Source organism: Crassaminicella profunda (assembly GCF_019884785.1).
In the GTDB taxonomy this organism is placed as follows: domain Bacteria; phylum Bacillota; class Clostridia; order Peptostreptococcales; family Thermotaleaceae; genus Crassaminicella; species Crassaminicella profunda.
The window spans coordinates 3,508,246-3,531,639 of record NZ_CP082326.1 but is presented as its reverse complement, the minus strand read 5'-3'; the positions used below and the strand labels follow the sequence as shown (position 1 = coordinate 3,531,639).

21 protein-coding genes are annotated in these 23,394 nt (G+C 30.0%); 18 read left to right on the top strand and 3 right to left on the bottom strand.

The window, feature by feature from the left end; genetic code table 11:
* Position 1 precedes the first annotated feature (1 nt).
* Together K7H06_RS16280 and K7H06_RS16275 are read left to right on the top strand one after the other, a co-directional pair.
* Entirely contained in the window at positions 2-1,159 is a 1,158-nt protein-coding gene (locus tag K7H06_RS16280; RefSeq protein ID WP_223037084.1) for a Ger(x)C family spore germination protein, read from the top strand.
* 14 nt (positions 1,160-1,173) lie between these two features.
* Entirely contained in the window at positions 1,174-2,262 is a 1,089-nt protein-coding gene (locus tag K7H06_RS16275; RefSeq protein ID WP_223037083.1) for a GerAB/ArcD/ProY family transporter, read from the top strand.
* 2 nt (positions 2,263-2,264) lie between these two features.
* On the opposite strand, the gene K7H06_RS16270 is transcribed toward K7H06_RS16275, so the two are convergent.
* Positions 2,265-3,344 carry an NAD(P)/FAD-dependent oxidoreductase gene (locus K7H06_RS16270; RefSeq protein ID WP_223037082.1) on the bottom strand — a complete coding sequence of 360 codons (1,080 nt, stop codon included), beginning with the start codon at positions 3,342-3,344 and terminating at the stop codon, positions 2,265-2,267.
* A gap of 8 nt (positions 3,345-3,352) precedes the next feature.
* The gene (locus K7H06_RS16265; RefSeq protein WP_223037081.1) at positions 3,353-3,832 is read right to left on the bottom strand and encodes a CBO0543 family protein; all 480 of its coding nucleotides are present in this window, start codon (positions 3,830-3,832) and stop codon (positions 3,353-3,355) included.
* A gap of 130 nt (positions 3,833-3,962) precedes the next feature.
* On the opposite strand from K7H06_RS16265, the gene K7H06_RS16260 reads away from it, so the two are divergent.
* The 11 genes from K7H06_RS16260 (at position 3,963) to K7H06_RS16210 (ending at position 15,036) form a co-directional block, all read left to right on the top strand.
* Entirely contained in the window at positions 3,963-4,172 is a 210-nt protein-coding gene (locus K7H06_RS16260) for a hypothetical protein (protein WP_223037080.1), read from the top strand.
* Between the two features lie 8 nt (positions 4,173-4,180).
* Complete coding sequence (locus tag K7H06_RS16255; protein ID WP_223037079.1) at positions 4,181-4,408, top strand: ferritin family protein; 228 nt, start codon at positions 4,181-4,183, stop codon at positions 4,406-4,408.
* A gap of 30 nt (positions 4,409-4,438) precedes the next feature.
* Positions 4,439-4,885, top strand: a complete 447-nt coding sequence (locus tag K7H06_RS16250) for a hypothetical protein (protein WP_223037078.1) — start codon at positions 4,439-4,441, stop codon at positions 4,883-4,885.
* A 98-nt stretch (positions 4,886-4,983) separates the two neighbouring features.
* Complete coding sequence (locus K7H06_RS16245; protein ID WP_223037077.1) at positions 4,984-6,051, top strand: NAD(P)/FAD-dependent oxidoreductase; 1,068 nt, start codon at positions 4,984-4,986, stop codon at positions 6,049-6,051.
* 154 nt (positions 6,052-6,205) lie between these two features.
* Positions 6,206-8,176 carry a methyl-accepting chemotaxis protein gene (locus K7H06_RS16240; RefSeq protein WP_223037076.1) on the top strand — a complete coding sequence of 657 codons (1,971 nt, stop codon included), beginning with the start codon at positions 6,206-6,208 and terminating at the stop codon, positions 8,174-8,176.
* Positions 8,177-8,323: 147 nt separating this feature from the next.
* Positions 8,324-10,291, top strand: a complete 1,968-nt coding sequence (locus K7H06_RS16235; RefSeq protein WP_223037075.1) for a methyl-accepting chemotaxis protein — start codon at positions 8,324-8,326, stop codon at positions 10,289-10,291.
* A 179-nt stretch (positions 10,292-10,470) separates the two neighbouring features.
* The gene (locus tag K7H06_RS16230; RefSeq protein ID WP_223037074.1) at positions 10,471-11,346 is read left to right on the top strand and encodes a metal ABC transporter solute-binding protein, Zn/Mn family; all 876 of its coding nucleotides are present in this window, start codon (positions 10,471-10,473) and stop codon (positions 11,344-11,346) included.
* An 11-nt stretch (positions 11,347-11,357) separates the two neighbouring features.
* Positions 11,358-12,128 (top strand): metal ABC transporter ATP-binding protein, encoded by a 771-nt coding sequence (locus K7H06_RS16225; RefSeq protein ID WP_223037073.1) that lies wholly within the window; start codon positions 11,358-11,360, stop codon positions 12,126-12,128.
* Positions 12,121-12,936: a metal ABC transporter permease gene (locus tag K7H06_RS16220; RefSeq protein WP_223037072.1), complete on the top strand. Its 816-nt coding sequence runs from the start codon at positions 12,121-12,123 to the stop codon at positions 12,934-12,936. The genes K7H06_RS16225 and K7H06_RS16220 overlap by 8 nt, the downstream gene beginning before the upstream one ends.
* Positions 12,937-13,022: 86 nt before the next feature.
* Positions 13,023-13,967, top strand: coding sequence for an acyl-CoA dehydratase activase-related protein (locus K7H06_RS16215; RefSeq protein WP_223037071.1), 945 nt, complete (start codon positions 13,023-13,025; stop codon positions 13,965-13,967).
* A complete protein-coding gene (locus tag K7H06_RS16210) occupies positions 13,939-15,036 on the top strand; it encodes an acyl-CoA dehydratase activase-related protein (RefSeq protein WP_223037070.1) in 1,098 nt (365 codons plus the stop codon). The genes K7H06_RS16215 and K7H06_RS16210 overlap by 29 nt, the downstream gene beginning before the upstream one ends.
* A 17-nt stretch (positions 15,037-15,053) precedes the next feature.
* On the opposite strand, the gene K7H06_RS16205 is transcribed toward K7H06_RS16210, so the two are convergent.
* Positions 15,054-15,266: an alpha/beta-type small acid-soluble spore protein gene (locus tag K7H06_RS16205; protein WP_223037069.1), complete on the bottom strand. Its 213-nt coding sequence runs from the start codon at positions 15,264-15,266 to the stop codon at positions 15,054-15,056.
* Between the two features lie 171 nt (positions 15,267-15,437).
* Here K7H06_RS16205 and K7H06_RS16200 point away from each other — a divergent pair, with 171 nt between their 5' ends.
* The 5 genes from K7H06_RS16200 (at position 15,438) to K7H06_RS16180 (ending at position 23,388) form a co-directional block, all read left to right on the top strand.
* On the top strand, positions 15,438-16,613 hold the full coding sequence (locus tag K7H06_RS16200; RefSeq protein WP_223037068.1) for a polysaccharide deacetylase family protein: 1,176 nt from the start codon (positions 15,438-15,440) through the stop codon (positions 16,611-16,613).
* A gap of 156 nt (positions 16,614-16,769) precedes the next feature.
* Positions 16,770-20,069 carry an efflux RND transporter permease subunit gene (locus K7H06_RS16195; RefSeq protein ID WP_223037067.1) on the top strand — a complete coding sequence of 1,100 codons (3,300 nt, stop codon included), beginning with the start codon at positions 16,770-16,772 and terminating at the stop codon, positions 20,067-20,069.
* A gap of 15 nt (positions 20,070-20,084) precedes the next feature.
* On the top strand, positions 20,085-21,191 hold the full coding sequence (locus tag K7H06_RS16190) for an efflux RND transporter periplasmic adaptor subunit (protein WP_223037066.1): 1,107 nt from the start codon (positions 20,085-20,087) through the stop codon (positions 21,189-21,191).
* A gap of 42 nt (positions 21,192-21,233) precedes the next feature.
* Positions 21,234-22,721 (top strand): sensor histidine kinase, encoded by a 1,488-nt coding sequence (locus tag K7H06_RS16185; protein ID WP_223037065.1) that lies wholly within the window; start codon positions 21,234-21,236, stop codon positions 22,719-22,721.
* Positions 22,699-23,388: a response regulator transcription factor gene (locus K7H06_RS16180; protein ID WP_223037064.1), complete on the top strand. Its 690-nt coding sequence runs from the start codon at positions 22,699-22,701 to the stop codon at positions 23,386-23,388. The genes K7H06_RS16185 and K7H06_RS16180 overlap by 23 nt, the downstream gene beginning before the upstream one ends.
* Positions 23,389-23,394 lie beyond the last annotated feature (6 nt).

Sequence of the window (23,394 nt, the reverse complement as noted above, 5' to 3'; positions counted from 1 at the left end):
TATGATAAAAAAGAAAATATTTCTTTTAATGATATGTATAAGTATATGTGTTCTTTCTGGATGTTGGAATTACAAAGAAATTGATGATACAAGGCTGGTTGCAGGTATGGCGCTAGATTATGATGAAAAGAAAAATGAGTATATTACAACGATTGAGATTATCAATCCAGCATCAAAGAAAGAAACTATAATGAGCGGAGAACTATATAAAAGTAGAGGGAAATTGCCCTTTGATGGGGTAAGAGATATTATCATGAAAACTGGACGGAAATTATATTGGGCTCATGCAAAAACAATTATTATCAGCCAAAATATTGCTGAAAAAAAAATCATATCCATTCTTGATTATATATATAGAGATGCTGAATTTAGAGAAGATATGAGGTTGATGGTTTCAAAGGAAAAAACAGCTAAAGAAATACTAGAAATGTATGAAGAGAAAAAAGTATATCCTATTAGGGCATTTCACTTAGATGATGTAGTAGAATCTGAAAAGAGCACTGGAAAATATCATTGTGGGCAAGTATGGAAATTTATAAAAGATTTATATGCTGAAGGTGTGTCTTCAACATTACCTGCCATAAGAAATATTTCAGTTGGAGGAAAAATTCATCCTTATATAGGAGGTCTTGCAGTTTTTAAGGGAGAAAAAATGGTTGGTTGGTTGGATGAATTGGAAACACAAGGATTTTTATGGGTGACAGATCATATAGAGGGTGGAGTGGTAGTCGTAGAATCTAAAATGAACGAAAAATCAACTTTAGTTACATTAGAAATACTTAAAAACAAGACAAAGATAAAACCTATATATAAAGAAGATGAAATCGTTATGAAGATTGATATTGAAACAGATGTAATGATAGGAGAGATAGGAGGAGTACAAGATTTTATTGGTAAAGAGGGAAGAATTATATTAAAAAAAGATACTGAAAAACAAATAAAAACCCAGGTAGAAAATGTGATCAAGAAAGTACAAAAAGATTATGATAGTGACATTTTTAAATTTAGTAAAAGTATTAAAAAAGAAATGCCGGATATGTGGAAAAAAATAAAACCAGATTGGGATAAGGTTTTTAAAGATTTAAAGACAGATATAAATGTGGTTGTAAATATTAAAGGAAGTGCACTAAAATCTAAGCCAATTAAAGTAGCAAGATAACCAGGGAGGAAGAAATGAGTAATAAAGAAACTATTTCTGATCGAGAAGGAATATGTCTAGTAATCTTATTTATATCAGGAAGCAGTTTAGCACTACCCACAGCAGGAGATGCTGGAAGAGATTTATGGCTAGCCATTATCATTGCAATTATTATTGCAATACCTATTTTATTGTTATATAGTAAACTTCTTTCGTTATATCCTGGAAAAGATTTATTTGATATTTTAGTTATGATATTTGGGCGTTTTTTAGGAAAAATAATAGGCATATTATATATTTGGTTTAGTTTCCACTTAGGAGCATTGGTGATAAGGGATTTTGGAGAATTTCCTATTACTGTATCTATTCCAGAAACGCCTATCATTGCTCCTATGCTTCTAGTAGTTATTCTTAGTATTTGGATTGTTAAAGAAGGAATAGAAGTATTAGGGAGATGGGCAAAGCTATTTTTATTATTCAATGCCCCTCTTCCTTCTATTCTTATTTTATTATTAATTTCTCAAATGGATATAGGAAACATTCAACCTGTGTTGTATGAAGGGATAAAACCCTTATTAAAGGGTACTTTTTCAGCCTTTTCTTTTCCTTTTGCAGAAACTGTTGTATTTACAATGATTTTATCTTCATTAAAGACAAAGAAGTCTCCTTATAAGATTTATATAAAGGGATTATTATTGGGAGGGATGTTGATTGCAGGAGTTTCATTAGCAGAAATACTAGTGATTGGTCCAGATTTATATGCAGTTACTTTTTTTCCAAATCATAGTGTTGCTAGAAAAGTTCATATTGGACAAATGTTATCGAGAATGGAAGTAATTGTAATTCTTGCGACTATAACAGCAGCTTTTCTTAAGGTTAGCGTATGTTTGTTAGCTGTTTGTAGAGGGATAATGAAATTATTTAGATTAAATAATTATCGGTTTTTAGTAGCGCCCATAGGATTATTAATGCTTCTTCTCTCTATTATTATTCATAAAAATATCATAGAAATGTTTGAATGGAATTCTGCTGTATGGGCTTACTATGCATTTCCATTTCAAGTAATCATTCCGATTATGGCTTTGATTATGATTCGTATAAAAAAGATAAAAATCAATCAGTAAAGTTATAGCTGATTGATTTTTATTTTGTGGTTATAAAATGTTTGGATAGAGGGACTATTTGTTACTCGATAAAAAGGATTATTATATATATATTGTTTTACTATAGGAAATCCTAAAAGGGTGATTAATTTATTTAAATCCTTATTATCAAAGGTATTGAATACTTTTCGAAGTTTATGTTTTTTATTTTGATCTATTAAAATATGTTCTAAAAGATGATTATAATCTAGGTGTTTAACAATAGACTTTGCTGCAAGGATGCCGCTTTCAATAGCATTCATAGAACCAAAGCCTAAAAAGTCATCTAATAACCCACCTGCATTTCCTGCTAAATAAATATTATCTTTTTTTAAAGTATGGGTAAATCCTCCATTACTTTCAATATCTCTAGACTCTAAAATTTTATATTGCAAATTTTCTAGAGTTAAGAACTTTTTCCAGTAATAATCTAACTCATGAGAGGATATGTTATCAACAGTTAAGGCAAGATTTGCCTTATCCTTATGATAAGGAAGAAGATAGGCATATCCATGTTTTGCATATTCTGTATTGAGCCACATAGTGATAGTATCCGTTTTGAAATTTCCTAGAACTGTTGCAATTCTAGTGTGAGCACTAAAGGTAGTAGTCCAATTATTTAAGGATTTTGCAGTTTCATGATTAGCATTTGCGCAGACAATATAGTCAAAATCATTCTGTAAATCTTCTATATTTATAGAATGATCAAAAAGGATAGGCAGGTTTACTTGCTCCATAATTTGATTCTCTAAGGAATTTTTTGTTGAACTTTTTTCAAATATATATCCTAATCTTCCTCTAACTGTAGTTTTTTTATCTGAACCCATCATAATAATTTTTCTTAAAGGTCTTAAGGGAGATATGGATAAATTATATTTTTCCCCAAAATAGTCCATAGGATTTTGGGTATATAAATCAAATATTCTAAGGGTAACAATTGTATAATCTAGCCCATCTCCAAGATAACTCCTTTTTTCGAAAATTGTAGGAATGATACCATATTTTTTAAGTTCAAAGGCACAAGATAAACCTGCTAATCCACTACCTATGATTCCGACCTTCATAAAAGATTTCAACTCCTTTTTGAGAGCTTTTTATGATAAAAATATTGAAATATAATAATCAACATATAAGCAGATAAATACATAAAAAATGCTATGAATAAATTCATGTTTTTTCCGTAGATAAAAAGGCGTGTTGTTTTTAAAGTAATGATTTCAATGACCATATTACAAGTTATAAAAGCTAAAATTAATAAGAGGTTCTTAAAAATGTCTTTAGAAAGATATTGATAAAAGAGCATTGCAACAATTGGAAAATAAATAAGACTAGAGATAATAGTTACTTCTGGATACCCGGGATTGTCTAATGGATATGTCCATACTTTGTAATGAAGTCCTAGAATTTCTACTGTATAATTTTCTACTGCAATAAATAGACCTATAGGAATGAGTGATTGCAATCTTTCTTTATGGATGAATTTTATAAAAATGATTAAAAGTACAATGATGTTTCCATAAAAAAAGATTTTTGTCCAAAGAATAGTATTCATTTTTATTCTCCTTAGTATGGATGGATATAAGTATAATATTTGCAAGAATGAATGAAAATATTATCTAGCATGAATATAACTTTTAACATAGTAAAAAATAAATAATAAAGATTAAATTTGGAGGTTGCGGATGAAGAAGGTTTCACAAGAATATTTATTAGATACAGCATTTACATTTGCTGTAGAGAGAGAAGAACTCCTTTTAAAAAAATATAAGGAGTATCTAGAAAAAATAAAGAATAAAGAACTTAAGAAAATGATCAAGGAGTTTGAAAAAAACTCAAAGGAACATATAAAATTGATGAAAGATATGATGATTAAAATAAATATACAGAGTTAGGTGATTATATGAAAGATGTAGATAGACTGAAGGATTTACTTCAATATAGAATTTCAAATGAATTATTTTATAATGAAAATTTGATAGAGATTAAAAATCCTGAAGTAAGACAGCTTTTTAGTCAATTTAGAGATGATGAAATGAGAGCTATTATAAACTTACAACAAAAAATTGAAAGATTAGATGCAAAACCCTATATTGTTTCAAAGATATTTCCAATAAAGCCTAGAACATAAAAGTATATTGGGGAGGGAAAGATAACAATTATGGAATGGATACTTTTGTTTTTTTTAAACTGGATCATATTTCTTTTTTTAGTAGATTGGAAAAAATTTACTACGAATATGTTTGCAGGATTTTTAGCCATGGGGATGGCATTGATCACAGATTATTATAATGGGATGATTCGTCAACGATATATGATTCATGATGCTATGATCAATATTTTCGGATCCTCTCTATTTTTTTTATTAGGACCTTGTTTTGTAATTGGCACCCTTATAGCACAATATTATCCTAAAAAGAGATGGATGGCTGTATTGAATGCTTTAGTTATTACAGGACTATATTCTTTAACGGAATTAATTTTGGTAGAGAGAGGTGTGGTTGAATATAAAAACTGGTATTATTTTGATAGTTTATTGGTAAATGTGGGAGCCATGATTATTATAAGTTGGTTTTCAGTAACTATATTGAACAAATGGAGATGTTAATATATGTCTTATTTACGATATATTTTATTTATGATTATAATTTCTTTTTTTGTTTATTTGTGGTTTAAAATTTTATATAAATATGGGAGCTGAAGGATGTGAAGGTTGCAATCATTGGAGCTGGCTTAAGTGGATTGAGTTGTGCCCATGAATTAGAAAAACATGGTGTTATTCCAATAATATATGAAAAAAATGATTATATTGGGGAGATGCATTCTCATGTAGGTGGAGATTTAAGAATTGTTCATAGACCTATAAAGGATTCTATTGCTTACTATAAAAAATTGGGTATTTGTGTGAAACCTTTAAATACTCTTAATCGCATTATTCATTATTCTCCAAATAAAAGAACTGTTATAGAAGGAGATTTAGGATATTTTCAGAAAAGAGGAAAAGAAAAAGATTCTATTAAAAATCAAGTTTATGATCAATTAAAATATACAAAGGTACGATTCAATGAATTAGCCGATTATGAAAAACTTTCAAGAAAATATGATTATGTGGTAGTTGCTAATGGGAATGGGAATTTTACAGAAGAGCTTGGTTGTTGGCAGGATTGGGTAGATACTCATGTAAAGGGGGCTATTGTTCTAGGAGACTTTGATCCCAATACATTGATTGTTTGGATTAATAAAGATTATTGTAAAAATGGTTATGTTTATTTGACGCCTTTTAATGAGAGGAGAGCTTCTCTTGTAGCAATTGTAACAGATGTGACAGAAAAGGGAATCGAGTGGCTATGGCAAGATTTTTTATATGCAGAAAATATAAACTATACCATCGTAGAAGAATTCAAATTAAGACATAAAACAGGTTATGTATATCCTCATAAAATAGGAAATCTATATTTTGTAGGTACAGTAGCAGGAGGAATTGATCCCTTTTTAGGCTTTGGTCAAATGAATGCTATTACAACAGGTGTAATGGCGGGTAGATCTATTGTTTATGGAAAGGATTATGAGAAACTCATTAAAAATTTAGTAAAAAGCAATTTATATATGTATGAGTTTAGAAAAGCTTTTAATAGACTTAACAATAAGGATTATGATCGATTGATTACTACTATTGGGCTTCCAGGAATAAAACAATTGTTTTATGATACTTCTTTTAATGTAGGGAAGTATGGAGGAGAAATATTAAAAATAATAAATAAAAAAAATATCTAAAGGATAGGATTTAGAAAAAAATATACAAATTTGTGTGAATGTTATATTTATACAAATTTATACAAATTTTACTTTGGAAATATGGTAAGATTAAGAAAAGATAGAATATTACAACAAATAGTGAAGATGAGTTATATTCAAAGGGGGATATAAAATGAAAGTAAAATCTAAACTCATACTAGCATTGGTTTTACTATCAAGCATTGCATTGGTAGCTGTTTCTTCTTTAAGTTATATAAATATCAAAAGAGAGATGAGAAATAATATCCAGTTGCAAATGACATCTGTAGTAGATGGTGTAAGTAACCATTTTAATCAGTGGATTTTAACAAAAGAGAGAACCTTAAGTACTACTCATAGGATCTTAAAAGATTTAGGAGAGGAGGAAATAGATTATAAGAAGTATCTGCATGCGTTTAAGGAAGATGCTGATCTATATTCTATGTATATAGGCTTTGAAGATGGAAGATACTTTGATGGAGGAGATTGGATTCCGCCAGAAGACTGGAATCATCTAAATCGTCCTTGGTATATAAAAGCAAAAGCAGAAGGAAAATTAATCTTTACGGAACCCTATATAGACTCAGAAACAAAAGAGTATGTGGTTTCAGTAGCCATACCTGTAAAGGATTCAACAAACAATATAAAGGGGGTTATTACAGAGGATATTGTGTTGACAGCTATCACTGACACTGTTAAAAATATCAAAATAAATGGATATGGACATGCTATATTAATAGATGAAAAAGGAATGATTTTTTCACATCCTGATGAAAAATTGTTAAAAACCAATATTTTAGAAAATGAAACATTAAAGAATATAGGGAATGAAATGATCAATAATAGTGAGGGTACTATAGATTTTAAAATAAATGGGGAAGAGCAATATATGGTGTATAAAAAATTTCCAGCAACAGGATGGGTTTTAGGTGTTATAGCTGATAACGGGGATATATATAAACCTCTTTTAGATATAAAAATGAAGTATATGATGATTAATGGGATTGCTCTTATTTTTATTATTTTATTTGCATTGTACTTTTCACGTAGATTAACCCTACGATTAGTAGTTCTTACAAAGAATGCAGAAAGAATTGGAAATGGGGATTTGACGGTGCAATCAAATATGATAGGAACGGATGAAATTGCTATTTTATCTCAGGTATTTGATAAAACTGTAAAAAATATAAGAGATTTAATACATAAAAATAAAGATATAACAGAAAAAATAACACATGCTTCTAAGAATATTATGGACTCTGTGGAAGAAGTAAGCTTAGCAAGTGGAGAAATTTCAAATACTGTTGGACAAATTGCTTCTGGTGCAAATACGCAAGATGTAGAAACAGAAAATAGTTTTGAAATTACAAAGGATTTAGCAGAAAAAATTCAACATATGGATCATCAAATAAAGGCAGTGATTCTTTATGCTAAAAATATGCAGGACAATAATGAGCAAGGATTACAATCCATGAGAACATTAAACGATAAATTTGGAGAAAATACACAAGCTTCTATGCGTGTGGCAAAAGGAATAGAACAATTAGCTAAGAAATCAAAATCCATTAGTGGCATTATAGAAACCATAAAATCTATTGCAGAACAAACGAATCTTTTGGCACTAAATGCAGCCATTGAAGCAGCAAGAGCAGGGGAAGCAGGAAGTGGATTTGCTGTTGTAGCAGATGAAGTTAGAAAATTGGCAGAGCAGTCATCTGGTGCTACAGAAGAAATACAAAATATTATTGAAGAGATTACAGAGGTAATAGATGAAACTAATAAAACTGTAAATGTATCCAAAGATCTTATAGAAAATTCTAATGATTATTTAGGGGAAACAACAGAAATTTTTTATAAAATAAAAGAATCAGCAGATGATGTAATGAACCACATAAAAACATTAAATGACAATGTATCCTATATGAATAAAGCTAAAGGTGAAGTTGTTACTTCTATTAAAAACATATCTGTAGTTGCAAAAGAAGCAGCATTAGCAACAGAAGAAATCAGTGCATCCATTGAAGGGGAAACGGCTTCTATGGAAGAAGTAACTGCATCTATGAATCAGTTAAATGAAATGATTCATACATTGGCTCAATCCATGAAAGCTTTTCATGTGTCATAGAACCTCCATAAGGAGGTTTTATTTATAAAATAAAAGAGAATCAAAAAGGATAGATTCTTACAAAATATGACAAAAGAATATGTTACAATAACAAAAAACAAAATAGGCCATTTATTTTTTATAAGTTGTGAAAAGGAGGAAAAAGGAATGAAAGTAAAATCTAAACTCATATTGATGTTGGTTTTACTATCAAGTATTGCATTGATAGCAGTTTCTTCTTTAAGCTATATGAATATCAAAAAAGAACTTAGAAATAATATTGAATTACAAATGACAGCTGTTGTAGATGGTGTAAGTAATGAGCTAGATCAATGGATTCTTACAAAGGGAAAGGTTGTTGATACGGTTCAAATTATACTAGAAGATGTTTCAGATGAGAAAATTGTTTATAAAAAATATGTACAAGCGTATAAACATGATGCAGATTTATCTTGTATGTATATTGGATTTTCAGATGGGAGTTATATAGAAGGAGGAGATTGGATTCCAGAAGAAGGATGGGATCCTCGAAAACGTCCTTGGTATGAAGAAGCAGCAAAAAAAGGGGAAAAGATATTTACTGCACCGTATAAGGATGAAGAAACAAATGAATATGTTGTATCAGCAGCTATTCCATTTAAGGATTCAGAAAATAAATTAAAGGGAGTCGTTTCACAAGATATTATATTGACAGCAATAACCAAAGCTGTTGGAAATATTAATATAAATGGATATGGGTATGGCATGTTAATGGATGAAAATAGTATTGTTTTTTCACATCCAGATAAAAATTTATTGGCCAAAAAACTTTCAGAAAATGAGGAGATGAAAGAGGTAGCCAGTGAAATGATACATAAAAAACAGGGAACGAAAGAATTTGTTGTGAATGGAAAAGAAACATTCATGGTATATAGACAATTTCCAACAACAGGATGGGTTTTAGGAGTGATTGTTCCTAAAGATGAGATTTATAAGCCTCTTTCAGATATAAAAATGAAGTATATAATAATCAATGCTGTTGCCCTTATTTTTATTGTTTTATTTGCATTATATTTTTCACGTAGATTAACATACCCTCTTATTACTCTTACAAAAAATGCAGAAAGAATAGGCAATGGAGATTTAACAGTAGCATCAAATATGAAGGGAAGAGATGAAATAGCTGCTTTATCGGAGGTTTTTAATAAAATGGTAAAAAATATAAGAACCTTGGTATATAAAAATCAAAGTATCACAGAGAAAATCACAGATGCATCTGGAGTAATTATGAATTCGGTAAAAGGAGTAAGCTATGCCAGTGAAGAAATTTCAAGAACAGTTACAGAGATTGCTACTGGGGTAAATAATCAAGCTATAGAATCAAACAATAGCTTTGAAACAACAAAAAATTTGGCACAAAAAATTCAATCTATGGAGAATTATATAAAAGAAGTAACAAGTCATGCTAAAAATATGCAAGAAAAAACTGAAGAAGGTATTCAATCTATGGTCACATTAAATGAAAAATTTGATGGAAATATGAAAGCATCAAAGAGTGTTGCAAAAGAAGTAGGAAAGCTTTCGGAAAAATCAAAATCTATTAGTGGGATTATAGAGACCATAAAATCTATTGCAGAACAGACCAATCTTTTAGCACTGAATGCAGCTATTGAAGCAGCAAGGGCAGGGGAAGCAGGAAGTGGATTTGCTGTTGTAGCAGATGAAGTCAGGAAACTAGCAGAACAATCATCAAATGCTACAAAGGAAATACAATATATTATAGAGGAAATAACAGAAGTTATTAATCAAACCAATAACAAAATGGAAAATGCCCAAGAGATTATACAAGAAGGGAATGAATATTTAGGAAAAACAACAACAATTTATAACGAAATGAGAAGGTCTGTACAAGATGTAATGAAACAAATTGGAGGACTAAATGAAAATGTACATGATATGGATTTAGCCAAAAAAGAAGTGGTTATTTCTATTGAAAAAATATCATCAGTAGCACAAGAAGCAGTATCTTCAACTGATGAAATTAGTGCATCTGTTGAGGAGCAAAACCTTTCTATAGAAGATGTAGCAGGATCTATGAATCAGTTAAATGGAATGATTCATGAACTAGCTCAATCTATGAAGGTATTTAAAGTTTAATAAAAAGGAGCTTACTTGTAAGTAAGCTCTTTTATTTATGTTATTTTAACTTATAGAAGCAATCAATTTAGGATAATAATAGAAAATATGTAAGTTATATAAAATTTAAATGCAAATGACTTGCATTTACGTTTATGGTAGGAATATAATATATATAGAAAATGGAAAGGAGTGTAAATATGAGAAATATATTCAAAATATGTTCTTATTTATTCCTCAGTTTCACCATGCTTTTTTCTTTAACAGGTTGTAATAAAGAAGTTTCTAATATAGAAAAATTAACGGTTGCAGTTTCTATTGTTCCTGAAGAGACTTTTGTAAAGGCAGTTGCAGGAGATTTGATTGAAGTTGTGACAATGATTCCACCAGGCAATAGCCCTGAAAACTATGCACCTTCTCCAAGAGAACTACAGATGCTTACTAAATCTTCTATTTATTTTTCCATAGGAGTACCTACTGAAAAGGCTAATATTCTTCCTAAATTATCTAGTATCAATGAAAATATTCAGGTAGTTCCTTTGGAATTGGAGGTTTCAAAGGTTTATAAGGATCGAGAGTTTTCACCTGGAAAGAGAGACCCTCATATATGGCTATCTCCTAAAAGGGTAAAAGTTATGACTGAGATCATCAAAGATAAGCTATGTGAGATAGATCCTAAAAATAAAGAGATATACGAAAAAAATGCCAAAGAATATATGTCAAAGATAGATGGATTAGATCATGATGTAAAAAATTCTATAAAAGATTTACCTAAAAAAGGATTTTTAGTATATCATCCTGCATTTGGATATTTTGCAGATGATTATGGATTAAAAATGATAGCCATTGAAAAAAATGGGAAAGAAGCAACTATAGAGGATATAAAAAGAATCATCGATTATGCAAAAAAAGAAGATATTAAGACCCTATTTTATCAAGCAGAGATTGATTCAAAACAGTCTAGGGTTATTGCTGAAGAAATAGAGGGAAGTACTCAGGCCATTGCTCCTTTAGCACCAGATTATATAAAAAATATTGAAAATATGGCCAAAACCTTTATAAAATCTTTGAAATAGAGGTGAAAAATATGATAAATGCATTAGAAGTAGATGGGGTAAATGTTTTTTATGACCATGTGCAGGTTCTTTATAATATAAATTTAAAAGTAAGAGAAAATGATTTTTTAGCTATTATTGGACCTAATGGGGGTGGAAAGAGCACCTTGTTAAAAACTATATTAGGATTGAGAAAACCAATTTCTGGAAAAATAAAATTATTTGATAGTCCTATACATAAATCTACAGGGATTATTGGCTATGTACCTCAGTTTAGCAAATTTAACAAAAGCTTTCCTATAAGTGTAAAAGAGGTAGTACTTATGGGAATGCTGAAAAATAACAATCAATTATTTATGCGATTTAAATTTTCTGAACAAAAGAAAGCTACAGAAATTATGAAAAAATTGGATATTATTCAATTGAAGGATAGACAGATTGGTCAGCTTTCAGGAGGACAGCTGCAAAGAGTTTTAATTGCCAGAGCTTTGGCAGCAGATCCTAAAATACTTCTTTTAGACGAACCAACAGCAAGTCTTGATGCCAATGCAAAAACTCAAATTTATGAGCTTTTAAAGGAGTTAAATAAAGAGATGACGATCATTATGGTTACTCATGATATGAGTGCTGTGTCTACTTATGTAAAAAGCATTGCTTGCCTAAATAAAGAATTATTTTATCATGGTGAGCCAAAACTTACTGAAAATATTTTAGGGCACGTTTATGGTTGCCCTGTAGATCTTATCGCCCATGGCATTCCTCATAGAGTTTTACATAAGCATAAGGAGGAGGAATATGATTGAAGGAATTTTAACATATAAGTTTTTACAACATGCAGTAATCAGTGCTGTATTTGCAAGTATTGCTTGTGGCATTATTGGAACAATCATTACAGAGAAAAAATTGATTATGATGAGTGGAGGAATTGCCCATACTGCATTTGGTGGAATTGGAATAGGATATTTTCTTGGCATTGAGCCTATATTAGGAGCACTTGTTTTTTCGGTTATGGCAGCACTTGGTATAAAAAAAATAAATAAAAAAATGAATACAAGTGCAGATCTTTTAGTAGGTATGTTTTGGTCCTTTGGAATGGCAATAGGGATTATTTTTATTTATTTGACTCCTGGATATCCTCCAGATATATCTTCCTATCTTTTTGGTGATATTTTAACTGTATCCAAAATGGATTTAAATATTATATTTTTTCTAGATATAATTATTGTATTTGTGGTTTTTGCCTATTTTCAGCAATTTAAATCTTTTTTGTTTGATGAAGAATTTACACAAGTAGTTGGGGTAAGGGTGAACCTTTTAGAATATATTCTTTATATTTTAATTGCTTTAACGATTGTCATTTTAATAAGGGTAGTTGGAATTATATTAATTATTACCCTTCTTACAGCACCCACATCTATTGCAAAGCAGTTTACTTATGATTTGAAAAAAATCATGATGATTTCTGTAGGAATAGGAATCTTATTTTGTTTTGCAGGATTATATTTTTCTTATATCCTTCAAATTCCTTCAGGAGCTGCAATTATTATTTTTTCGGTTTTAGCTTATTTAATTGTATCCTTCGTAAAGAGTAAAAAAGAGCTTATCTTTTAAAGAAAGCTCTTTTTTCATACTTTCATTATAAATATTTAAATATTTGACAATAATGTAAAAATGATTAAATTGGTAGGAGGTACAATATGAAAGTTACTGTAGGGATTCCAAGAGCCCTTCTTTTTTATGAATACTATCCATTATGGATATCTTTTTTTGAAAACTTAGGGGTAGAAGTAATCCTATCAGAAAAAACGAATAAAAAAATATTTGATGAGGGCATAAAAAATACAGTAGATGAAGCTTGTATTCCTGTAAAACTGTTTCATGGACATGTGATGGATATAAAAGATCAGGTAGATTATCTATTTATTCCTAGGATTAAGAGCATAGAAAAGGGTGAATATATTTGTCCAAAGTTTTGCGGACTTCCAGAAATGATCAAAAACTCTATAAAGGATTTGCCTACAATGATTACTACAGAAATTGATTTTTTTCAATCAAAAAAGGGCTTAAAGGATACGATTTATAACATAGGAGAATATTTTTCTAATGATTATAGAAATATTCTAGCTGCCTTTGATCAAGCTTATTTAAAATATAAAAAACATAAAAGATTAATACAGAAAGATTTTATAGAAAATACTAAAAAAGTAATGGTTATGGGACATCCCTATAATTTATACGATGAGAATTTGAATATGAATATATTTAATAAAATAAAAAATAGGGGAATAGATACGGTAACCCCAGAGATGATAGATCCCAATATCATTCATTTTTATGCGAAAAATTTTGAAGGGCATTTATATTGGACTTTTGCAAGAAAGCTAATAGGAACTGCTAGAGCTATTGTAGACAAACAAAATGTGGACGGGGTTATTTATATCTCTACCTTTGGATGTGGTGTAGATTCAGTTGTAGAAGATATTGTTGAAAAATATATAAGAAAAAACAGTAGTATTCCCTTTATGCTATTAACACTTGATGAACATAACGGAGAGGCAGGAATCAATACGAGAATCGAGGCTTTTATTGATATGATTAAATGGAGGGATAGGATTGAAAATAACATTTCCGCACATGGGTAATATATACATTGCATTAAAAGCTGTTTTTGAAGAATTAGGGGTAGAGGTGATTCCTCCTCCTAAGTGCAGTAAAAATACGCTAGAAATTGGGACAAAGTATTCTCCAGAGCTTATTTGTATTCCTTTTAAAATTACTGTAGGAAATTATATTGAAAGTATTGAAAGGGGCGCAGATACCCTTTTTATGTGGGGAGGGTGTGATGTTTGTAGAATTGGTTTTTATAATACTCTTCAAAAGGAAATACTAAAAAAGTTAGGGTATAATATAGAATTAATTTGTGTAGAACCCTTTAAAAACTTCAAAGAAATCAATTGCTTTTTAGAAAAACTTCAGAGAATATCAGGAACGAAAAATTATCTTAAAATATTTTCTTCCTTTGTGAAGGGAGTAAAATTATTAAATGAAGTGGATAAATTTGATGAGTTGGTTCATAAAATAAGACCTAGAGAGCTACTAAAGGGAGCTGTAGATAGGCTTTACGATAAATTTGAAAAAGAAATTTATCTTTCTAGGGGATATAAAGAGACACTAAAGATTATAAAAAGATATAAAGAAGCCTTGAAAGATATTGAAATTGATCAAAAAAAGGATATTTTGAAAATAGGAATTGTTGGAGAAATTTATACAGTAGTAGAGCCTTTTATTAATTTGGATCTCATTAAAAAACTAGGAAATATGGGTGTAGAAGTTCATAGAAGTGTTGTTTCTAGTGAATTTATAAATGAACAATTAGATTTTCTTCCCTTTATTAATTCAGAGAAGGAAGAGGTACATAGGGCCGCAAAGGATTATTTAGATACGGAAATTGGTGGCCATGCCCGTCATACAATAGGCAATACAGTACGATACGCAAAAGAAAATTATGATGGTGTCATTCATCTTCTCCCCTTTACCTGTATGCCTGAAATCGTAGCAAGTAGTATACTTCCTACAATAGAAAAAGAAAAAGATATACCGATTTTAAAAATTGTATTAGATGAGATGACAGGAGAGATTGGGTATTTGACGCGGATAGAAGCTTTTGTAGATTTAATAGAAAGAAGAAAAGAGTATAGAAAGATTGTTTAGTGGGAGTTTCCTCCCACTTATTTTTTATTAATCAAATCCTTTTCAGCCATTTCAACAAGTTTTCTTGTCATGTGTCCACCTACATATCCACCAAAACAAACATTTTGACTAGAAGACAAGTTTCCTTTATTATCTAAAAAATTTTCTGCTAGAGCTAATTGGTTTGCAAATTCATATTTCATTTGACTTAATGCTTTTACTGCATTTGGATCGATAAAGTTTTTAGTCATATGTTTTCACCTCTTTATTATATTTTTTACAATGTCTTTATGAAAATATACTACGAATTTTAGGAAAAATAATTTTGGTTAACTTTCATAAAACTACAAGGAATTGATAAAAGAAAAAAACAAAAACTATTTTTAGTGATAAGTTTATATAAAAATGAAAGGGTCTTGATTATGAAAAAATTTATAATAGCTATTACTTTATTAATCGTTATATTTTTTCCCTTTCAAAGCTTTGCAGCTAATGAAAGTTTAAATAATTTTGTCTACATTGTAGTAAATGATCAGTTGGTATCTTTTCATGATACCTATCCTGTAATAAGGAAAGGAACTACTTATGTTCCTATAAGTGCATTAGCCGAATATTTAAATGTGCATACAAGATGGGATAAAAGTAGTCATTGTGTTTTTCTTACAAAAAAGGATCAACAAATTGTTTTAGATCTTTCTTTAAAGGCATTATTTACAGATAAAGGTCAGATTATTACAGATTGTATATTTTTAGAAAATGATCATACGATGGCGCCGTATAAGTTTATAGCAAATTATTTTGGATATGAGGTAAGCTATATTGATGAAGGACCTATTGCAAGGGCAAAAGATAATACTTTATCAGTAGGTGATGATGAACTGTTTTTTATGCTTCAAAATAAAATTCTCAAAGAAAAAGAGAGAATTTTAGGAGAAATACAAAAGAAAAAAGAAGCAGAAGCTGAAAGGAAAAGGTTATTGCTAAGAAAAAAAGGGAAAATTGTTTATATTACCTTTGATGATGGTCCTTCCATATATACAGAAAAAATAATTCATATTTTAGATCAATATCATGCCAAAGCTACCTTTTTTATGTTGTCTAATAGAATAAGAACCTACAAAAATATTGTTCGAAAGTTAATCAATGAAGGACATGCTGTAGGACTTCATGGTGTCAGTCATAATGTAAGAAAAATTTATCGTTCGCCAAATACTGTAGTTTCAGAAATGAATAGTTGTAATACATCACTGCAACAAGTAACCGGTACAAAAACTAACTTGATTCGAGTTCCCTATGGTAGTGCACCGTATATGACAAAGCCTTATAGGAAAGCTGTTCAATCAGCCGGGTATAAGATGTGGGATTGGAATGTGGATAGCAGAGATAGTTTAGGGAAAAATATTTCTCCAAATGTTATTATTAGAAATGTAAAAAAACAAGTTAAAAAACAGAAAATACCTGTGATCTTATTGCATGAAAGAAGTACTACTGTAAAAGCTCTTCCCCAGATATTAAAATATCTAAAGGAAAATGGCTACAATCCTGTATCTATTAATAAAAATCAACAGCCAATAAATTTTTGGAATAGAAAATATTAAAAAGTCACATACATTGTGGCTTTTTATGTTTTAGGAAATTATAGGATTAATAATTTTGTTATTCTTTGTTCATAAAAAGTTAATAATTCGTTTCCAATTCTTTAATCTCTATGACTTAATATAGAAGCATAAGAAAATAAAGGATGGTGATGAAGCGTGAATAAAGACCCTAAAAATATATTAGGAAGAGTATCAGAATTTTTTATTGAGAACTTTAGAGTTGTTTACTTAATTATTATAGCAATATTTTTGTTGGGATTAAACGCCTATAATACTTTACCAAGAGAAGAAATGCCAGAAATCACATTGCCCTTTGCAATGGTTACCACCACGTATATGGGAGCAGCACCACAGGAAATGGAAAATTTGATTACAGATAAAATAGAAACCAAGTTAAAGGATGTGGATGATATTGAATCCATTACTTCTACATCTAGTAATGGAATTTCGAGTATCGTTGTCGAATTTGAAATTGGAACAGATATAGATGAAAAAGTAAATGATATGAGAAATAAAATATCAGAAATCGAAAACAATTTACCTACAGATAGCGATACCCCCATTGTAAAAGGATTTAGTACTAGTGATAAACCTATCATGACTTTAAATGTTAGTGGGGATTATGATTTAACCATATTAAAAGATATGGCGGAAGATATTCAGGATGAGATAGAGAAGATAGAAGGCATTAGTGAAGTAAATATGGTAGGTGGGGCTAATCGAGAGATCAGTATATATGTAGATTCTTCAAAGCTAGCTACATACAATATTACCATTGATCAAATAAGAAATGCCATCGTTAATGCTAACACCATTGTTCCTGGTGGAGATATTGAATTGGACCATATGCAATTTAATATTCGGACCATAGGAGAATTTACAAAAATCGAAGAAATAGAAAACACAATTGTTGCGTTGCAAAATGGAATGCCTATTTATTTAAAAAACATTGCTAATGTAAAAGATTCTTACGAGAAAATTACATCTTATTCGGAACGATATGAAAAAGGTGTTTCTAAGGATCAAACTTTCAAACGTACTATTTCCTTGTCTATTACAAGGGAAAACAATGCAGACATCGTAGGACTTAGTGGACAAATAAAAGAACTGCTAAAAAGCAGTAAGGGGACTTTATATCCAGAGGATGTAGAAGTTGCTATTAGTGGAGATGTAGCAGTAGAAGTAGATGATAAGTTAAATGATGTAATGGGGAATGCGCTATCTGGGCTTTTGGTAGTTATTCTTGTGTTATTCTTGTTTATAGGATTTAGAGAATCACTTATTGTAGCTTTTGTAATTCCATTAACACTGTTAACAAGTTTTGTACTTTTACAAAAAAATGGTATGACCTTTAATACCATGTCTATGCTTGCCTTAATTTTAGCATTAGGGATGCTTGTAGATAATGCCATTGTGATTATGGAAAATATAGATAGAATTCGAGACGAGGGATTGGATGTATTGAATGCTTCAAAGGTAGCTACCAACCAAGTAGCACCTGCTGTATTTGCATCAACACTGACCACCATGGCAGCCTTTTATCCTATGGCTTTAACATCAGGAATCATGGGAGAATTTTTAAAGACTATTCCGATTACTGTTATGTTTGCTATTGGTACATCCTTTGTAGTATCTATTATTGTTACACCTGTTTTATGTTCAAGATTTCTAAGTAAGCATAAGGAAAAAAATAGTAAAAACAAAGGTAAATTTGAATTTTATAGAAAAATCATATCTGTAGTATTTGTATTTGTTCTTTCATTATTTGCATTCTTAGAAGACGGAAATATTGGGATTATATCATGGGTTTGTGCATTTGGTTTTTCAGGAGCAATGTATATAAAACTATTCAAATCTTCTAATAAAGGTCATGGGGAATCAAAAATTATCAAAAAATATACAAATATGATGAATACCCTATTAAAAAGTAAAATAAAAAGAATCGGTATTATTATACTAGGGGGCGTTATATTTTTTGTAAGCTTACTAAGTATTCCTCTAGGAATTTTAAAAATCGAACTATTTCCAACGACAGACAGTACGAGTTTTACCATAGATGTAGCATTGCCATCAGGATATTTATTAGAGGATACAGGAGAAGCGGTTACAAAGATTGAAGAAATTCTACTCAGTTATCCAGAAATGAATACCATTGTAAGCAAAGTTGGAAGTGAAGGAGCAGGAGGATTTCGTGGTGGTGGAAGTACCATTAATAAAGCAGAGATTTCTATAGATTTAGTAGATGCAAAGGAGAGAGAAAGAAGCAGTAATGAGATTGTTAATGCTGTAAGAAAAGATTTAAAGAGTGTTGCAGGAGCTGAAATTACTATTGGAGAAGAAAAAATGGGACCTTCCTCAGGGAAACCAATTAGTATTCAGCTAAAGGGAGAAAACTTAGAAAGTCTAACAAAAGTGGCGAATGATTTTGAGCAGATTTTGAAAGAAGTAGATGGAACAACTGAAACAAGTAGTACGGTAGGGGATGGTCCTCCTGAACTTCAGGTTATCATAGATAAACAAAAAGCTAGTATTCTAGGATTAGATGTAAAAAATACATCTTCTGAAATAAGAAAAGCTATTCAAGGGACAAAAATTTCTACATTCAAAGAAAATCAAGATGAGATCGATATTGTTGTACGAACAAATGAACAGCAAATTAAAACCATCAGTGATCTTGAGAAGATATATTTTACATCTAATAAGGGAGAAAAGATTTTATTTTCACAGGTAGCATCTTTGGTTGAATCAAAAGGTTTTACTAAGATCAAGCATGAGGATTTAAAAAAGATTGTTAAAGTAGAATCCAATATGACTAAAGGGGCCAATTCAACAGAAGTAGTAAAAAATTTCCAATCAAAAATAAGTGATTATCATTTGCCAAAGGATGTAGAAATTTCTTTTGGAGGAGAGAAAAAAGATATACAAGAATCTTTTACAGATATGTTTATGAATATGGGGATTGCTATATTATTAGTATTCATCATATTAGCCGTTCAGTTTAATTCATTATCTCAACCAATGGTCATTTTATTTTCAGTACCATTAGCCACCATAGGGGCAATTATAGGATTGATCATTACAGGAAATAGTTTTGGATTGTTTTCATTTATGGGAATTGTTTCATTAGTAGGAATTGCTGTAAATGATGCTATCGTTCTTGTAGATTATACGAATTATTTAAGAAAACAAGGATATGAATTAATGGATGCTATAAAGGAAGCGGGAAAAACTAGATTTGCACCAGTGTTTGCAACATCTATCACTACTATAGGAGGAATACTTCCTTTAGCTTTAAAAGAACCAGATTATGCACAATTAGGATTTGCATTAATCTTTGGATTGCTTGCATCTACTGTGCTTACTCTCATATTTATTCCAATATTATATTCTGTTGTAGAAGAATTTAAAGTAAAAATAAGAAGAAAGATTCCAATCTTTGTAGATCAAAGATCTTAGGAAGGGGCGAAAAAAATGAAAACGAAAAAATTATGGATATTAGGATTCCTTTTAACAGCACTTTTATTATCTGGATGTGCCAAATCAGAAGCAAAAGGGAAAGTAATAGAAAAAGAAGAAATTGCAGTAGAAGTTTCAAAGGTTGAATCAAAAAATATTACAAAAGATTATCATGCAGCAGGGAAAATCTATGCTAGTGAAGAAGTTAAGGTATCAAGTAAAAAAAATGGAAAGGTAAAAAGTATTCATTTTGATGTGGGAGATTTAGTGAAAAAGGGAGATGTTTTATATACCTTAGACAATGAAGATTTAATAACAGATGTTGAGTTAAGAAAAAGTCAATATAAAAAAGCTTTAGAAAATGCTAAAATAAACTATGAAGATGCGAGCAATGACTTTAATAATACAAAAGCATTATATGAATCAGGTGCTTTATCAAAAAATGATTATGAGAATGCAGAGAAAGCTTATATACAAAATAAATTAAATTATGAACAAGCACAAAGGGATTTTGATTCCAATACAAAAACATTAGATGCTTCTATCAGTGATACAATCATGAAAAGCCCTATTACTGGAGTAGTGGCACAAAAGAATATAGAAGTGAAAGAAAGTACTACCAATGCTGATTTTGTCATCGTAAAAACAGATAAAGTAATAGCAAAGACAAGTGTTTCAGAAGATGTTATCAATAAAATTGCTATGGGAAATCAGGTAAAGGTGAATGTTCAAGATGAAGAGTATATAGGGAAAATCACAATGATCAGTCCTGTAGGAACAGATAATGGGAACATCTATCCTATTGAAATTCAAATAGAGAACAAAGAAGGGGTTTTAAAACCAGGCATGTTTGCAGAAGTAAAATTTGAAGTTGAAAAAAAAGAAAATCAAATCGTAGTACCTAAAAAGTCAATACTTGCTATTGGAAATGAAAATTATGTGTATATTGTAGAAGAAAATAAGCCTAAAAAAGTAGTTGTAGAGAAAAAGATAACAAAAGATGGAGCTGTTCAAGTTGCAGGAAAGTTGAAGGTTGGAGATTTATTGATTGTAAAGGGACAGAATTATATAGATGAAAAAAGCTTGATTCATATTGTCAATGAAGAAGCTTACAATGAATAAAATATGGGGAGAAATTTTTCTCCCTTAAATTTGGAGGTTTTTATGTCTATAAAATTTAGACTGTTATTTTCTTATGCAGGGATGATTATTATTCCTATTATCATTATCCTTTTACTAAATTCTATGTTTATTGTTTTTGGAGATAATGAACAGGAAGATATGGAAATTATTTTCAATCCCATGAGAATTATAGGAAAATATATTGTAAAGCAGACAGAAATAAACCGACAATTGAATATAGAAATACTCAATAATAAAGAGAAATTAATAGATTCTACATACATCAAGAAATATGATAAAAAATTAGAAGAATATTATTCGGGGATCATAATGAGGAAAAATGATAAAATCATATATGTTTCAAAAATTTTAAAAGATGATAGATTTATATCTACATTACCAGATTTTAATGAACCTTTTCAATCAGCAGAATTTTATAGAAATCATGGAATTGGCTATGTATTGAATATGCAAAATGATTTTTATTTAGAGGATGGGTCTGAAATTTCTTTATTTGTGGGTACCGATGTAAGTTTAACAAGAAAAGACTTTAGTGAAACGAGGAATAGAATGACTCTCATGGTAATTAGCATATTGATTCTAACTACTTTTACGTTAACTTTCTTTGTTTACAAAAGTATTATTAAATCTATCAAAAAGCTAGAATATGCTGCTAATGAAATGAAAAAAGGGAATTTGGATTATGAAATCAAGAAACATCTAAATGATGAAATAGGAGATTTAAGTCTTGTTCTTGAAGAAATGAGAATACGACTAAAAGATTCTCTCGAAGTACAGAGAAAATATGAAGAGAATAGGAAAAATCTCATTTCAAATATATCCCACGACCTAAAGACACCTATTATGTCCATAAAAGGATATATAGAAGGCATCAAAGATGGTATTGCAGATACGCCAGAAAAAATGGACAAGTATATCAATACCATTTATGAAAAGGCAGGACATATGGAAGGGTTGATTGGTGAATTGTTCCTTTTTTCAAAGTTAGACTTACAAAAAGTATCCTTTGACTTTCAGAATATGAATCTCATAGAATTTTTAAAATATAGCGTGGAAGATTTAAGTTTTGATTTAGAAAAAATAGGTGGAAAAATAAATTTTGAATATGAAGAAGAAAGGAGTTTTGTAAGAGCAGATTTACAAAAGTTAAAGCGAGTAGTACTGAATATTGTAGGAAATTCTGTGAAATATAAAGGGGAGGAACCTCTTAAAATAGATATTTTGGTGAAGAAACAGGATGAAAATATAGTAGTTGAAATCAAAGACAATGGAAAAGGAATTTCAAAAGAAGATATCCCCTATATCTTTGATAGATTCTATCGAGCAGATCCATCAAGAAATACTTCTGTAGGGGGCAGTGGATTAGGTCTTGCCATATCTAAGCAGATTATAGAAAAGCATGGTGGAAAACTGTGGGCAGAAAGCGTAAAAAATAAGGGAACAAGTATATTTTTCTCATTAAGGGGTTTGAAAGGGGGAGAAGAAAATGAAAAAAATATTGATTGTTGAAGATGATATTAGTATTGCTGAACTTGAACGGGACTATCTTGAGATTAATGGATTTTCTGTAGAAATTGAAAATACAGGAATAAAGGGAATGAATCGTGCAAAAAAGGAAAAATTTGATCTCATTATACTGGATTTAATGCTTCCAGAGATGGATGGATTTCAAATATGTAAAGAATTAAGAGATACTTTAGATATTCCAATACTAATGGTTTCAGCTAAAGGAGAGGGCATTGATAAAATCAGAGGATTAGGTCTTGGGGCAGATGATTATATTACAAAGCCATTTAGTCCAAATGAGTTGGTGGCTCGGGTAAAAGCTCATTTGAAAAGATATGAAAGATTAACTAATAAAGATAGAAAGGAAAATGAAATCATAGAAATGAATGGTCTTTCCATAGACGCTTATTCAAGAAGAGTATATGTAAATAATAAAGAAGTTAATCTTGCTTCAAAAGAATTTGATGTATTATTATTATTAGCAAGTAATCCGAATCGTGTATTTAGTAAAGAAGAAATTTTTGAGAGAGTATGGGGACTGGATTCATTAGGAGATGTATCCACTGTAACGGTGCATATAAGAAGGATTCGTGAAAAAATTGAATATGATACATCGCAGCCCACATATATTGAAACCTTATGGGGTGTGGGATATCGATTTAAAATATAAAAAGTG